This is a genomic window from Pseudodesulfovibrio sp. zrk46 (genome assembly GCF_012516435.1).
Classification (GTDB): domain Bacteria; phylum Desulfobacterota; class Desulfovibrionia; order Desulfovibrionales; family Desulfovibrionaceae; genus Pseudodesulfovibrio.
In genome coordinates this window covers 358,192-372,519 of the sequence record NZ_CP051216.1, presented here as the reverse complement: position 1 = coordinate 372,519, position 14,328 = coordinate 358,192, and the positions used below count along the sequence as shown (strand labels likewise).

Here is a 14,328-nt window from a genome sequence, read left to right as displayed (position 1 = left end):
TAAAATGTAGCCCCCCGGTGGCTTTGTATTGGCTGCGGAGCCGTCGGTAATTGTAGATTACGCTTCCTTGGCAGCGGCCTTGGCCTTGGTGCTACGAGCGATCATCAACTGCTGACCAATGGACAGGATGTTGTTGAGCAGCCAGTAGATAACCAGACCGGAGGGGAACTGCAGGAACATGAAGGTGAAGATCAGAGGCATGAACATCATGACCTTCTGCTGCGTGGGATCACCCGCGCTCGGGGTCATCTTCTGCTGCAGGAACATGGATGCACCCATGATGATCGGTGTAATGTAGTACGGGTCCTTGGCGGACAAGTCAGCCAGCCAGGGCAGGTCGGTGAACGGGACATGCGCGATAAAAGGAGCGTGTCGCAGCTCGACTGCACCAAGAAGGGCCTTGTAGAGACCGAAGAAGACCGGAATCTGTACGACCATCGGCAGACAACCGCCCATGGGGTTGACCTTGTAGGTCTTGTACAGAGCCATGGTTTCCTGGTTCAGGCGCTGCTTGTCATCACCGTACTTGTCACGAAGCTTGGCGACCATGGGCTGCAGTTTCTTCATCTGCTCCATGGAACCGTAGCTCTTCTGGGACAGAGGCCAGAAGATCAGCTTGATGACGATGGTCAGCAGGATGATGGCGATACCGTAGTTGCCGACATAGTCGTAGAAGAAGTTCAGACCGACCAGCATGGGCTTGGCCAGGAAGTCGAACCAACCGAAGTTAACGGCGTCGCCAAGCTGGTTGGGCATTTTGTTCAGCATTTCGCGGTCGGTGGGACCAACGAAGTAGGAAGCCTTCAGGGTCTTGGCCACGTTGGGCATGAAGGTGGCTTCCTGGTTCACAGCCATGCGGAAGATGTCATCCTGCACGCCTGCGGACAGGGTGGCTTCGTCGTTGTCCGGGACAATGGCGAAGATGAAGTAGTTGGACTCGATGGCGCCCCACATCAAACCGTTGGTGGCGGACAGCCCGGTTTCTTTAAGGTCGTCACGGTCGTCCATTTCCTCGCGGCCCTCAGTGTTGAGGTAAGCCACTTTGGTGGGGTTGTAGCGATCATCCTCTGCAGACATGGATTTGGCTGCAGCGGTGAAGGACATGGAACCCTCGACGCCGGTACCGGTCAGGTTGGTGACGGTGGTGGCCTCTTCGATGAGGTAGGAGTCGTGGTGGAAAGTCAGGACGCGTTCGATCTGGAAACCGCCAGCCTGGCCGGTGAAGGTCAGGGTCTTGGTGCCATCCTGCTCGGCGACGACGATGTCGGAACCGGAGAAGGCCCACTTGCCGCGGGTCCAGGTGTGGAACTCTTTGTTGCCCTTGGTCAGGATAATACCCAGAGGACCTTTGGTGAAGGCCTTGGACCCGATCAGGTCAACATTGGGAGAATCAGCTGCGATGGTATCTTTGTAGTCCTTGAGAATGAACTTCTCGAGGACGCCGCCCTGGGAATTGAAAACAGCAGTGTAGAGCGGGGTGTCAACAGTGACGGGAGTGCCCTCGGTGGGCTTGAAGTCCGGAGCCGGTGTGGCCGGCGCGTCAGCGACTTGTTCAGCCTGCTGGGTGAGCGCGGCTGCTTTCTTTTCGGCCTCGGCTGCCTTACGAGCCATCTCGGCCTGTTCTTCGGCTGAGGGGGCGTTGAGGTACTGCCATCCGAAAATGACGATGGCACTAAGTACCATAGCAATGACTAGGCGGAGTTTCTCCTGCTTGTCCATGGAATGATTCTCGCTATTAATTGAGGGTCGGGCCAAACGGCCGGAACGGGGTCATATCCCCCGCGGCATAAAGGTTGGCAACGAAGGAGACGCCAGGACGCGAGAAGGGAGCCCTTGAAGGCCCCGTGGCGGATGACAGCTTCTTTCGCGTACTCAGAGCACGACGGTACGAACCTGCATGCCGGGGGCAGCAAGGGAGAGATGAGTTTTTGGTATACCCAAATGAGCGCCAGAGGAATTCTGCGCATCATTTATCCTCGCTTACGAGACAGCCGCTTCTCCCGCAATACGGGTAAGAAGCGGTGTGATCTCTGCTTTGGCGAGGGCGAGTGTTAGCTGCTGGGCCTGTAGATTCCGCTTGGGAATAACGACAATATCCAGAGGCAGTTCAAAGTGGTCTTGATGCAGCCTAAAGTACTCGCGCAGCACCCTTTTGATCCGGTTGCGCGCCACTGCATTGCCCATCTTCTTGCTCACGGTAAGACCAAGGCGATACACGCCCTGGTCTTCACTACGTCGTAAGACGAACAGGATGAAACTTCTGGTGAAATATTTCCTGCCCCGTTCGTAACACGCCGTGAACTCGGGGCTTTTGAGCAGCCGACGCTCCTTGTTCCAAGCTAAACGGCTAATCTCTTACGCCCTTTGGCGCGACGACGACGGATGACGGCGCGACCGTTTTTGGTGCGGGAACGCACCAGGAAACCGTGGGTTCTTTTACGACGGCATTTGCTGGGCTGATAAGTACGTTTCATATCAATATCTCCTGAGAGTAAAATTTCGCTTCAAAAGCTGCGGTGAACGGAAGCATATAACCGGGTCCATCGCGCTCGTCAAGGCCAAATTCATGGTGATTTTGCAGAAGCGCCTATAAATGCGTCTTCCGCGTGGTCGGGAATTTTGCTACAAGTTTTCGTGTCGGAAGGCGAGCCTTTTTTTTATTATCGCTCATATTTTTACAGAACCGACGTAACCAATATCATTATATAGAAGACGGAGGAGCAATGGACAACCCCATCAATAACTTTTGGGAACTTAATCTCAAGGAACTGGTCGTAAAGCTCGAAAAAAACGGTTTTGACGTCTACATGGCGGACAATGCCGAAGCTGCCAAGGACGTCGTCCTGAATGACATTCTTCCCGAAATCAAGCCCTCCTCCGTATCCTGGGGCGGTTCTCTTACTTTCTCCGGCACCGGTCTTTACGAACATCTCCGCGACTGTGGTGATTATGAAGTGCTCGACACCTGGGACAAATCGCTGTCCAACGAGGACAAGATGGAGCGCCGTCGTCAGGCTCTGCTGGTCGATTGTTTCTTCTGCGGCACTAACGCCGTCACCGAAGACGGTTGTCTCGTCAATCTCGATATGATCGGCAACCGCACGGCCGCCATTCAGTTCGGTCCCAAGAATGTCGTGATTTTCGTGTCCCGCAACAAGCTCGTGGCCGATCTCGATTCCGCCATGGCGCGTATCAAGGATTACGTGGCCCCCGTCAACACCATGCGGCTCGACATGAAGACCCCTTGCGTCAAGACCGGTTACTGTATGGATTGCAATTCCCCCCAGCGCATTTGCAACTGTTGGTCGATCACCGAGAAGTCGTTCCCTCAGGGGCGCATCAAGGTCGTTTTGATCAACGAGGACATGGGATTCTAGAAGTGCCTCCGGCGGCGCTTGCCAGCGGGAGCACCTCGCTGGTGGGGCGTCTATCGCTGCTGTCTACATCCGTAAAGCTCGAAGACTCGCTAGCGGCTGAAGCCCGACGGCTTAAGAACCCTTTGGGAAAAGGGTTCTTAAGAATCTCCTAAACCATTTGTCGCTCGCTTCGCTCGGGGTTGAGCGAGCTTTAGAGATGACGACAGCAGTGATAGGGCAGGCAGTCCAGCTCGTTCATTCTTCATTCGTCGAAAGCTGTTCTTGCCTTCAATTCCAACTGTGGAAAACTTGTTCGTTTCGTGTTCCTAATATGTTCCCAAGTATGTTCGTAACCTGTTCCAAATTAGGAACATTGTTGTGGAGAGTGTGTTGATGAAAAAGCCCCATCTTTCGGCAGAGCGGTCGTATCGGGACAGCGTACGCCCGCAGGAGGGCGAAATTCGGTTTCAGGTTGCTGTGGAACAGACAGACCTGTTGATTGTCGCTGAAAAAGATCTGCGCCATGAAATTGCGTCGTATGTCTCGCAGGTTCGTGGCGAAATCAAAAACTGGATCATGTTCCATCCTGAGTTTGCCGATAGCCTCGCGCCACTGCCCATGCCGGACGAAGCACCACCTATTATCAGGGCAATGATCGCGGCGGTAGATGCTGTTGGCGTTGGCCCCATGGCCGCTGTGGCTGGTGCGGTTGCGCAGGCTGTTGGGGATAGGTTCGTTTCCGAGAGCCCCAATCTCCTTGTGGAGAACGGGGGCGACACTTACATGCACTCGACTCGCGAACGCGTTGTGGCTTTGCTGGCCGAACCTGATTCTGGCGCCATGGTAGGGCTGAAGGTTGAAGCGGACGCCTTTCCGGTGGCGGTCTGTGCTTCAAGCGGTGTCATTGGGCATTCTCTGAGTCTCGGGAACGGTGACCTTGTTGCTGTTCGTGCAAAAGATGCACGGTTCGCCGATGCAGCGGCTACAGCGCTGTGCAACCTGCTTCGATCCGAAGCGGATATCGACAAGGTGCTCAAGGTGGCACAACAGTTGACGGAATATGGCCTTGAAGGGGTGTTTGCCCAGTATGACGACAAGCTGGCCGCGTGGGGAGAACTGGAGCTGGTGGCTTTGGACTAGGTCTAGTCCTTCTTTTTCATTACTTCGTGCAGGATGTTCCGTTCGCGTAATTTGACAATGCGAGTGTCATTCTGATCGCGTCCGACAGCCAGCAAGCCTTGTTCGGCTAACCCGTGAATATAGCCTTCAATCTTGTCCGTGGTGGTGACAAAGGTATCGGCCAGTGATTTGATCAGATTGTCGTACTTGATGGACATAACTCCGTTCGACGCGAACAGGTCCAATGTGCGTACAACACCCATTCCCGTAGAGGGAACTCTCATGGCCTTCTTTGTGGTGGACTTCAGTCGACTGACCAGAACGGTAATGATGGAAGCGATGACCTTGGGAGACTCGCGCATGAACTCCTGAAGGTCGTCCTTGGTCACGACGATGACTTTGGAGTCTTCCAGCGCGATAGCTGTGGCTGTGCGCATCCCTTCGTCCAGAAAGAGCGCCATCTCTCCGAAAATGGAAATGGGTTTGAGGATGGCAAAGACCTTCTTGTGCCCCTCGATGATACCGGAGATTTCTATCTTGCCCTCGGTGAGGATGTACGCGGCATCGCCCTTGGTCCCTTCATTGAAGACAACGTTGTGCTTGAGAACGTTGCGCATCAGGTAATTCCCGCGGGAAACCTGCTTCATCTGAATTTGCTGCTGGACGATGGTCACGCTGCCTCTCTTGAGTAAATGGTATTGCTTGTTATGATCTAGATACCATAATCGGGCGAGGTTTCAAGTTAAATGGAATTAAGTTTGCTCTGTACGCTTTCCACTTTGCCTGACATGCCGTTTGTCCTGTCTTTGCGGCAGTCTGCCTTCATGGCCAGATAGATGCGGTCGCAATCCGGTTCCAATTTCTTGTAGCAGGCATCCACTACTTCCATCACTTCGTCCCATTCGCCTTCAATGGCCGTGCCCATGGGGCCGAGCTGGTAGTTCAGACCGGAATCTTTGATGACATTGATTATGCGGGCGACATACGGGCTGAGACTCGGGCCCTGCTTATCCATGGGGAATATGGTCAGGTCGATGATGACGCTCATTGGCAGCTCCTTGGCTGGATGTTTTTGTCCATACCAAAGGTGCTATGGCTGAGAAATGAAGTCAACTTTTGTTGTGGCGGGTAAATCCTTCCGCGATGAGATCAAGGAAGCGGCCCATCATGCGCTCTGCCGGCATCATTACAGCAGGGCGGGAGCGAATTCCTCGCTCGGCCAGCAGGCTCAAAACGTGCGGCATGACTCGTGAGGGCTGGATGCCTTCACCGGAAAAAGAAGCCAGTGCGCCTCCGATATCCATGGAGTGGAGAACCACCTCATGAGCTTCTCTATCGGAATATATGTCCTGACACTTGGAAGGAGCAGAGGTTACCAGATACTGGCGACACGCCACCGGACGATCCGGGTGGATGGAGCAGGATTCGTCTTCGAGGAAAGGACAGGGGATGGAAAGCTCCCAATATCGTTTCTTCACATCCAACACTTTTGCCGTGTCTGTTACTTCATTTCCATATACGTGAGTAAGATCCTCCAGCAGTCCTGATTGTTCGAGCTGGATGACGGCCTTGGTGAAACGGGAGACGACGCGGCTGCGTTTGGACGGCTCCATGGAACGGACGACATCCGCCAGATGGACCGCCTCATACTCGCTGATCGGGACGAGTTGCTTGCAGCATGAACCGCATCCGGCGCCGCACCGAACAGGGTGGTTCATAGCTAACACATCGTCGCAGGAAGCCATGACCATTTTATCCGTCAATTCGAACACGGCAGGGAGCAATTCAAAGGCCGAGATTTCCGCTTTGGGCAGCGGTAAATCCAGTCGAATGTGCGAATTTTCGCAAATTGCTAAGACGTATGGAGTTGTCGGATTTCGTGTCATTGTGAGTAATGTTGGTGTTTTTCGGCAATGGCCGGGCATTATTAACTCTTTGGTCACAAAAATTGATTGTTCATTCAATCGGCATTTCTTGCCGGATGTGATTCTCAATTGCATGTAGCGTGCCGATACGTTTGAAAGTTTTTTTTAGTTCCCTATTGATTTTGTTTGTAAAGCGAGTTACGAGGTTGTTAATTAATTTTTCCGGGGGGTTATAGCACGAACTCGGAAAAGATATACTGACAGTGTCACCTTTATGGTGAACGTGACACTGAAAATGGTTAGGTCCGAGTTCGGGCATGTGCCCGACGGTTATGATTGGGAATAACGGTGTTCTCTACTTCATAACAGACTCATTTTATTACGGAGGTGTTCTATGAAATTTTCCGTAGGTCATGGCAGGGACGGAGCCGTGGAACGGCTGGAAAAACGCGGCGTCACTCGTCGTGATTTCATGAAGTTCTGCGGAACCGTGGCCGCAGTGATGGGCATGGGTCCGGCTTTCGCACCGAAAGTCGCCGAAGCCCTCACAGCTGACAATCGACCCGACGTGGTCTGGCTGCATAACGCGGAATGTACTGGTTGTTCCGAGTCCATCCTGAGAACCGTCGAGCCCTACATCGATGCTCTCATTCTGGACTACATTTCTCTCAACTACCATGAAACCATCATGGCTGCTGCCGGTCACGCCGCTGAAAAAGCTCTGTGGGATACCGTTGCTGGTGGTAACTTTGTTGCTGTCATCGAAGGTGGCGTCCCCACCGCTGTCGCCGGTACTGCAAAAGAGCCCGGTGGCCACGGCAAGGTCGGTGGTCACACCATGCTGGAAAATACTACCAAGGTCGTTGAAAAAGCTACCGCTACCATCACCTACGGCACCTGTGCCGCATACGGTGGTGTGCAGAAAGCCAAGCCGAACCCGACTGGTACGAAGGGTATTGGCGAGCTGTACCCCGGTAAGCCCATCATCAACGTTCCCGGTTGTCCTCCCAATCCGTTCTCCCTGGTCGGCACTATCGTGCATTTCCTGACCAAGGGTGTCCCGGATCTCGACGATGTAGGTCGTCCGGTCGCTTTCTACGGCGAATCCGTCCACGACAACTGCCCCCGCCAGGAATTCTTCGACATGGATCAGTTCGCTGAATCCTTTGGTTCCGAAGAAGCTCGCAAGGGCTGGTGTCTGCGTAAACTGGGTTGCCGCGGTCCCGAGACTTTCAACAACTGTCCGACCGTGAAATTCAACCAGTACAACTGGCCCGTCCAGGCTGGTCACCCCTGCATCGGCTGTTCCCAGCCTGATTTCTGGGATGGCGCTGACTGGGATGGCGAAGCTTACATGTACGCTGACCTCACCGACTTCTAGTCGTAGGTTGTACACAAGCTTCAGTTAAGCAGACGCAAATCTGAATACATTCTCAAGGAGGATATAATATGTCCGGTTGCGCTAAATCCGGTGCCGCGGGTGCCGCTCACGGAAAACACGACGTTATCGTTGATCCGGTAACCAGAATCGAAGGTCACCTTCGTGTGGAAGCTGTGGTCGAAGACGGTAAGATCGTCGACGTTCGCAGCAGCTCCCAGCTGTTCCGCGGTCTGGAGATCATCCTGAAAGGCCGTGATCCCCGCGACGCCCAGCACTTTACCCAGCGTTCCTGCGGTGTCTGCACCTACGTGCACGCACTCGCTTCTATCCGCGCCGTCGACAATGCTGTCGGCGTTGACGCAGAACTGCCCCACAACGCCACCATCATCCGTAACCTGGTGCTGGCTGCGCAGTTCATGCATGATCACATCGTCCACTTCTATCATCTGCACGCTCTCGACTTCGTCGATGTCGCAGGTTGCCTGAATGCCGACGTTAACAAAACTGCTGAGATCGCCGCTGCCGTCGCCAAGACCGTGCGCCCCGATCCCAAAATCGTTACCAGCAAAGAAGAACTCCAGAAGACCAAAGACACCGTAAAGGGTATCGTCGATTCCGGTCGTCTCGGTATCTTCACCAACGCTTACTTCCTCGGCGGCCACCCGGCTTACGTCCTTCCGCCCGAAGTAAACCTGCTGGCTACCAACCACTACTTGGCCGCCCTGCACCTGCAGGTTAAGGCTGCCCGCGCCATGGCTGTTTGGGGTGCTAAAAACCCGCACACCCAGTTCACCGTCATGGGCGGCGTAACCTGTTACGAAGGCCTCACCGACAAGTACATCAATGACTTCCTTGGTCTCTACTCTGACATCATGGACTTCATTCTTGACTGTTACATCCCCGATCTGATTGCCGTTGCTTCCTACTACAAGGATTGGGCAAACATCGGTGGTACCACCAACTTCATGTCCTTCGGCGAATACCCGGCACAGGGTGGCGAGACCGATCTGAATTCCCGTTACGTGAAGCCCGGCGTGATCCTGAATCGCGACCTGAGCAACCCGATGGAATTCGATCCCTCCAAGATCGAAGAGCATGTGAAGCACTCCTGGTACAAAGACAGCTCTCCGAAGCACCCCTACGCAGGTGTGACGGATCCCATGTACACCAGCCTGGACGACAAGACCAAGTACTCCTGGATGAAGGCTCCCCGTTACGACGGCAAGTCCATCGAGGTCGGCCCTCTGGCTACCTGCCTGGTCAACTACGCAAAGGGTCAGCCCGAGTTCAAGAAGTACGTTGACTTCGTCCTCGGTAAACTCGAAGTCGGTCCGGATGCACTGTTCTCCACCCTCGGTCGTACCGGTGCTCGCGGCGTTGAATGTCTCATCACCGCTCTCAAGACCGCTGACTGGGTCAACGATCTCAAAGAGAACGTTGCCAAGGGCAAAATGGACATCTGCAAGGATTGGGACATGCCCGCAGAGGCACAGGGTGTTGGCTTCGTCAACGCTCCTCGCGGCGGCCTGAGCCACTGGATCAACATCAAGGATTCCAAGATCGAGAACTTCCAGCTCGTCGTGCCTTCCACCTGGAACCTGGGCCCCCGTTGTGACAACGACCTGCCCGGTCCCACTGAAGAAGCTCTGCTGGACAACACCCCGATCGCCGATCCGGAACGTCCGGTTGAAATCCTGCGTACCGTTCACTCCTATGACCCCTGCATCGCTTGTGGCGTGCACGTCATCGACAACAAGACCGGTAACGTCAAGAAGTTCAAGATCCTGTAGTCCAGGACCAGAACGCAATAATAAAGGAGCCCGGCTTTTGCCGGGCTCCTTTTTTTGTGAATTTGAGTTGATATAGTCAAATCTGAAACGCTGGATGCACTTAACCGTATTTATAATATCTCCTGTCTTGATTGCCTAATTAAGGTGAAGAAATGAAACGTCGTTCTGCTCTCAGTATATTTTGTATGGTGATTGCCCTGTCTTTGGTGTCCGCTCAATTATCTGTTGCGGCTCAAATATCCATTGAAGAGGGCAAGGATTCACCCCAATTGCTGACTTTTTCTGTCCCAGTAATGAAGGCAAACTATCCTCTCTATCAGTCGTTTTTGGCTGAAAAAGGGGCCAATCCATTGGGCATTACAAATTTTTCTTCTCTCTATTCCAACCGAATTGTTGTGGATATGGTTTTGTTGCAGCAGGCTTTGGCTCTTGGGGGGCTCGATGTAAAGCTTCAATATTATGCTGTTCCAAATCCGGCACGAGCAATAGAAGATGTTAAGATGGGGCTAAGTCCAGTACTTGGATTTGAGACGTGGAAAAGTGATTTTGATGACAGGGTGTTCCAAAGCGATGAGATTATCGGGGATGGGGAATTCCTCAAAGTCGTCGTTGGGCGATTAAATAATTCTAAATATCTTATGCAAGCCAAGTCCAAAACCGATCTGCAAAAGCTCTCTGCTGTGACTGGGCATCGTTGGCGCATAGATCAAAAGACCCTGCATGAAATGGGTATTGTCGAGATTTTTAGCGTCTCACAATACTCGCTTCAATTGAAAATGTTGCAAGAAGGACGGGTGGATTTCGGCATGTACGAATATACAAACATTCGGAAAAGCATGCCGGAAGGACTGGGCATTGTCCCCGGTATTACTGTTGGTTTGCGTGGAACCCGTCATTTCATGGTTTCCAGACTGCATCCAAGGGGAAAAGACATCTTTGAAGCGTTGCAACGGGGCATTGCCATACTCAAATCGCGCGGGGCATTTCGTAGTGCGTATCGAGAGTGTGGGTTCATTTCTCCTGAATTAGACTCTTGGAAGCGAGTTTTTCCCTAGTTTATGGGAGTTAATGCGTTCTTGGATTCGTTTGAAAGTTCGATGTGTTTGAGCGATGAATAATCCTCATTCTCGTACATTGGTCGGGAGAAACGGCATGTTTTCATCGTTATTGGGTAGGGGAATTGATACAACTTGTCGCCAGTGATGGGCGAGTTTTATTAAGATATAACTCAGACTCTTGACCCCGAATTGCGAGGGGAATAAAACAGCCTCCCATAAGGAGAGAGTCTGATGATTGATACTACCCAGTTGCTGCTGTTCATTTCTGCATCCTTTTTGCTGGCCATTACGCCAGGTCCAGACATCGTGTATACCTTGACCCGTGGGATTACCCAGGGGCGCAAGGCTGCCTTGTATGCGGCATTTGGGTTCAATTTCGGCATCATCTTTCATACTGCTTTTGCAGCATTTGGTTTGTCCGCCATCCTGCGTACGTCTGCTTTGGCCTATCAGGGCATCAAATATGCGGGTGCCGCTTATCTGATATATTTGGGAATTCAGACGTGGCGTCATCGTGGCGAGACCATGGTGGCTGGCAAAGGAGATTGCCTCCGTCCAATGACTATTCTCAAGCAAACTGTGCTGTGCAATGTGCTCAACCCCAAAGTTGCGCTGTTCTTTCTGGCATTCCTTCCTCAGTTCGTGGACGCCTCCAAGGGACATGTCGCCATGCAGATGTGCGTCCTCGGATTCATTTTCATGCTCGTCAGCTATCCGGTTTTTGTGGCCTTGGCCTGTTTTTCCGGTGCCATTGGGAATCGGCTGAAAAGTAATCCCAATATCGAGAGGCGGTTGAAGTCTGTGGCGGGAAGTGTCTTTGTCTCTCTGGGGCTTGCTTTGGCATTGCCGGATAACAGTTAGACGAGCCATTTGACCCAACGGAAATCCTCGGCTATCGAGAGGGGCATGTTCGTAGGCAGAACCAGCAGAACTCTTCGTTACATCAAAGCAGCGCCGTGGCCATTCATGACCGGTCTTGGTTCGCTGTTGATTGCGCTTGGCCTCAAGGGGGCCGGGTTGGTGCATTGGACTGGCGGCGACCTGCCCCAAGCCGTAGTGCTCGGTTGTTGGGGTGGCGGTTGGCTGGTAGTGGCGTTGTTTGCTCTGGCTGATGCCGTGTCCCGTCATAGGGAGTACAAGCGCATCAAGGCCATGTTCGTACGGTTTGGCTACCGCGAGCGAATCCTTCGTCCGCTTGCCCGTTCCCGCTGCCAGCGTGATGCAGCCATTTTTGCGGCCGATGAAACCGGCCATGGTGACACTGCTCGCCAGTATTTTTCCAAGCTCGGTTATCGTTGGTATCACATCATGCCCGATCTGGTCGTGCGTAATCCCTTTGCCTTTTTAAGCCCTAGTTTCCTCCGCTCATCCTTCCTGCCCGGAAAGAAAGCCCGCGCATCTTAAGAATTTCTTTTCACTCGTTGACATCATCGCTTAACTGGTATTCATTGCCAATATAGGAGCGTATGATGAAGAAATTACTTGTGATGTGTCTGTTGGTCTCCATCCTGTTCATGATGGGTTTCCTTAAGTTCGAACGCGGCTTTCGCAACGGATATTACTACTCCGAAACCCGTCCTAACATTACGCTGAAGATCGACAAGTCCTTGCGTTATCTCGGTGAGACCGATGTGCTCCAAGGGCGTCTCAAGTCTCACGCATATATGTGGCTGACACCTATTCCTGATGGTCCCGGCCTGGAAAAGATGTTCATTGTTGAGCATTCCACTGTGTCTCAGGAGTTGGCGAATTTCACCACTGCCCATTTGTTCAGAGGGATGCCCAGCTTTGCTAACGGCAGAATGGATATTGGTGGCGAGAGTTATCAGTACGTTTTCTATATCACCGAGCCCCGTGGCAAGAATTTCTGGACCGATTTCATCACGGTTAAAGGGTTTGTGTTGAACAAACCCAAGCTGACAGCCTGTTTTGGCAAGATCTCTACTGACACAGCGTGGACCAAGTTTTATTACATGGCGAGTTTTGACGACACGAAATATTTCAAGGGCGAATTGACCGACGCGGACAGGGCGCTCATGAACCAATTCCTTGAGAATTTCCGCAACGATATTCAGTATCGAGGAAAGTACAAGAAGTAGGGTGTGATGGGATATTTGTACCTCATTCTGGCAATTGTGGCAGAGGTCATTGGCACAACGGCTCTTCAAGCGTGTGACGGCTTTACCAAGGCGGTCCCCAGTGCCATTGTGGTAATTGGATACGGATTGGCGTTTTATTTCCTGAGCCTCGTGTTGCGCACGATTCCCATGGGGGTGGCCTATGCGATCTGGGCTGGCCTGGGTATTGTCCTGATTTCAGTGGCAGGTATCTTTGTCTATAAGCAGATACCCGATGTCCCGGCCATGATCGGCATGGGGCTTATTGTGGCAGGTGTGGCCGTCATTAACGTATTCTCGAAGACCGTCACTCACTAGTATCAATACGGCAAAAGGCCCGGAGCACAATTGTACTCCGGGCCTTTTGTCGTTTCTTGTCTGTCGGACGCTACAGCATCTCGTGCTGGTAGTTCTCACCACCAAGCAGTTCGACCATGTCACGCAGGATTTGTAATGTCTCCTGTGCTTCCTTGGGGTCGAGTCTGCGCAGGGCAAAACCTGCGTGGATAATGATGTAGTCGCCGAGAGTGACTTCTTCGTCCAGAAGCATGATGTTTGCCTGGACGGTGGTGTCGCCTTCACCCACCTTGCAGGTGGCGAAACCGTCTTCAATCTCAAGAATTTCGGCTGGTATCGCGAGGCACATAGATCTTCTCCGTTGCGGGGTTCGTTTCGGTACGAAGAGTGTAAGTCCCGCCGGCCTTCTCCACTTCGTTGAGCACCATCTCCATGACCTCGGGCATCTTGGCTTCGAGTTCGGGAGAAAGGGCAGATGACATGTCGTGATAGTTCACGGGTTCCACACCATACAGGATGACATCATCAGGCACATCGCCGATGAGGCTGCACCGCGAAAGGGTGTCCAGCAGGTCTGTTTGGTGCATGGAGTTGGTGAACGCACAGGCCTTGCTCAGATTCTCACCGAGCAGGCGGAACACGTCGCCGGGTTTTCCCTCATTGAGGACGATGTCCACGATGATCAGGTAGTCGCACTCCATGATGGGACCCATCAGCCTCAGGCCAAGGGTGCCGCCGTCAAGCAGTTCAACGTTCGGGGAAAACAAATATTTCTGGTCCAGTTCCTCGACAACTCGAACACCAAATCCTTCATCAGTAAAAAGAATGTTGCCGACGCCGAGGATGAGAATTTTCTTATCTGATTCAGGCATAGTCGACATTTAGTAGATGGGACAAATTATGGCAAGGCGAAATGTGATTTGATTACTCAATCAGCCACTTTCTGGAGTTTATAAGTAGGGAAGGAGCGGATGTCTCCGGTGGGCCCTCGCCGGGCGGGCGTCTATCGCTGCTGTCTTTATCCGTAACCCTCGAAGACTCGGTAACGGCTAAAGCAAGAATCTCCTAAACCATTTGTTGCTCGCTTCGCTCGGAGGTGTGGAAGCTCGAAAATGCTTTATTTTATATGATTACTTTTGCGGCGAAAGCCGCAGATGGGATTCTTAAGGCCCTCGGCCTTGAGCCGGGTGCGCTGACAGCTCTTAGCGAGTCTTCGAGTTTTAGAGATGACGACAGCAGAGATAGGGCAGGCAGCCCTGCTAGTGAGTTCCTAATCCGTCCGAATGGGCGGCTTCCTCTTCTTCTGCTCTTCAAATAAAAAAGGCCAGCCGCGGTGCGACTGGCC

Annotated in this window: 18 protein-coding genes; 9 read left to right on the top strand and 9 right to left on the bottom strand. The window is 52.7% G+C overall.

Annotated features, from left to right (window positions below; genetic code table 11):
* Positions 1-57 precede the first annotated feature (57 nt).
* From yidC to rpmH, 4 genes are read right to left on the bottom strand one after another with little or no spacing between them, the layout of a single operon-like run.
* Complete coding sequence (gene yidC, locus HFN16_RS01705; RefSeq protein WP_168889054.1) at positions 58-1,719, bottom strand: membrane protein insertase YidC; 1,662 nt, start codon at positions 1,717-1,719, stop codon at positions 58-60.
* Entirely contained in the window at positions 1,692-1,967 is a 276-nt protein-coding gene (gene yidD / locus HFN16_RS01700; RefSeq protein ID WP_168892225.1) for a membrane protein insertion efficiency factor YidD, read from the bottom strand. The genes yidC and yidD overlap by 28 nt, the downstream gene beginning before the upstream one ends.
* Positions 1,968-1,980: 13 nt before the next feature.
* The gene (gene rnpA / locus HFN16_RS01695) at positions 1,981-2,319 is read right to left on the bottom strand and encodes a ribonuclease P protein component (protein ID WP_348771081.1); all 339 of its coding nucleotides are present in this window, start codon (positions 2,317-2,319) and stop codon (positions 1,981-1,983) included.
* Positions 2,320-2,339: 20 nt separating this feature from the next.
* Positions 2,340-2,474, bottom strand: coding sequence for a 50S ribosomal protein L34 (gene rpmH, locus HFN16_RS01690; RefSeq protein WP_168889053.1), 135 nt, complete (start codon positions 2,472-2,474; stop codon positions 2,340-2,342).
* 249 nt (positions 2,475-2,723) lie between these two features.
* Between rpmH and HFN16_RS01685 the strand changes: the two genes are divergently transcribed.
* Positions 2,724-3,377 (top strand): lactate utilization protein, encoded by a 654-nt coding sequence (locus tag HFN16_RS01685; protein WP_168889052.1) that lies wholly within the window; start codon positions 2,724-2,726, stop codon positions 3,375-3,377.
* A gap of 372 nt (positions 3,378-3,749) precedes the next feature.
* Positions 3,750-4,496 (top strand): UPF0280 family protein, encoded by a 747-nt coding sequence (locus HFN16_RS01680; RefSeq protein ID WP_168889051.1) that lies wholly within the window; start codon positions 3,750-3,752, stop codon positions 4,494-4,496.
* A gap of 2 nt (positions 4,497-4,498) precedes the next feature.
* On the opposite strand, the gene HFN16_RS01675 is transcribed toward HFN16_RS01680, so the two are convergent.
* The 3 genes from HFN16_RS01675 to HFN16_RS01665 form a co-directional block, all read right to left on the bottom strand.
* A complete protein-coding gene (locus tag HFN16_RS01675) occupies positions 4,499-5,149 on the bottom strand; it encodes a cyclic nucleotide-binding domain-containing protein (protein ID WP_247648406.1) in 651 nt (216 codons plus the stop codon).
* A gap of 68 nt (positions 5,150-5,217) precedes the next feature.
* Positions 5,218-5,523: an MTH1187 family thiamine-binding protein gene (locus tag HFN16_RS01670; RefSeq protein WP_168889050.1), complete on the bottom strand. Its 306-nt coding sequence runs from the start codon at positions 5,521-5,523 to the stop codon at positions 5,218-5,220.
* A 61-nt stretch (positions 5,524-5,584) separates the two neighbouring features.
* Positions 5,585-6,361: a YkgJ family cysteine cluster protein gene (locus HFN16_RS01665; RefSeq protein ID WP_247648405.1), complete on the bottom strand. Its 777-nt coding sequence runs from the start codon at positions 6,359-6,361 to the stop codon at positions 5,585-5,587.
* Between the two features lie 373 nt (positions 6,362-6,734).
* Between HFN16_RS01665 and HFN16_RS01660 the strand changes: the two genes are divergently transcribed.
* From HFN16_RS01660 to HFN16_RS01630, 7 genes are all read left to right on the top strand, one after another.
* Positions 6,735-7,721, top strand: coding sequence for a hydrogenase small subunit (locus HFN16_RS01660; RefSeq protein WP_168889048.1), 987 nt, complete (start codon positions 6,735-6,737; stop codon positions 7,719-7,721).
* A 68-nt stretch (positions 7,722-7,789) separates the two neighbouring features.
* Complete coding sequence (locus tag HFN16_RS01655; RefSeq protein WP_168889047.1) at positions 7,790-9,511, top strand: nickel-dependent hydrogenase large subunit; 1,722 nt, start codon at positions 7,790-7,792, stop codon at positions 9,509-9,511.
* A 152-nt stretch (positions 9,512-9,663) separates the two neighbouring features.
* Positions 9,664-10,566, top strand: coding sequence for a hypothetical protein (locus tag HFN16_RS01650; protein ID WP_168889046.1), 903 nt, complete (start codon positions 9,664-9,666; stop codon positions 10,564-10,566).
* Between the two features lie 234 nt (positions 10,567-10,800).
* Entirely contained in the window at positions 10,801-11,430 is a 630-nt protein-coding gene (locus tag HFN16_RS01645; protein ID WP_168889045.1) for a LysE family translocator, read from the top strand.
* Positions 11,431-11,475: 45 nt separating this feature from the next.
* Positions 11,476-11,973 (top strand): hypothetical protein, encoded by a 498-nt coding sequence (locus HFN16_RS01640; protein WP_247648404.1) that lies wholly within the window; start codon positions 11,476-11,478, stop codon positions 11,971-11,973.
* Between the two features lie 65 nt (positions 11,974-12,038).
* Positions 12,039-12,668 (top strand): hypothetical protein, encoded by a 630-nt coding sequence (locus HFN16_RS01635; protein WP_168889044.1) that lies wholly within the window; start codon positions 12,039-12,041, stop codon positions 12,666-12,668.
* Between the two features lie 3 nt (positions 12,669-12,671).
* Positions 12,672-13,004 (top strand): multidrug efflux SMR transporter, encoded by a 333-nt coding sequence (locus HFN16_RS01630; RefSeq protein ID WP_168889043.1) that lies wholly within the window; start codon positions 12,672-12,674, stop codon positions 13,002-13,004.
* A gap of 70 nt (positions 13,005-13,074) precedes the next feature.
* Here the strand turns inward: HFN16_RS01630 and HFN16_RS01625 are convergent, their stop codons facing one another.
* Both HFN16_RS01625 and HFN16_RS01620 read right to left on the bottom strand, forming a co-directional pair.
* Entirely contained in the window at positions 13,075-13,332 is a 258-nt protein-coding gene (locus tag HFN16_RS01625; protein ID WP_168889042.1) for a HypC/HybG/HupF family hydrogenase formation chaperone, read from the bottom strand.
* Positions 13,301-13,855: a HyaD/HybD family hydrogenase maturation endopeptidase gene (locus HFN16_RS01620; protein ID WP_168889041.1), complete on the bottom strand. Its 555-nt coding sequence runs from the start codon at positions 13,853-13,855 to the stop codon at positions 13,301-13,303. Before HFN16_RS01620 ends, HFN16_RS01625 begins: the two co-directional genes overlap by 32 nt.
* Positions 13,856-14,328 lie beyond the last annotated feature (473 nt).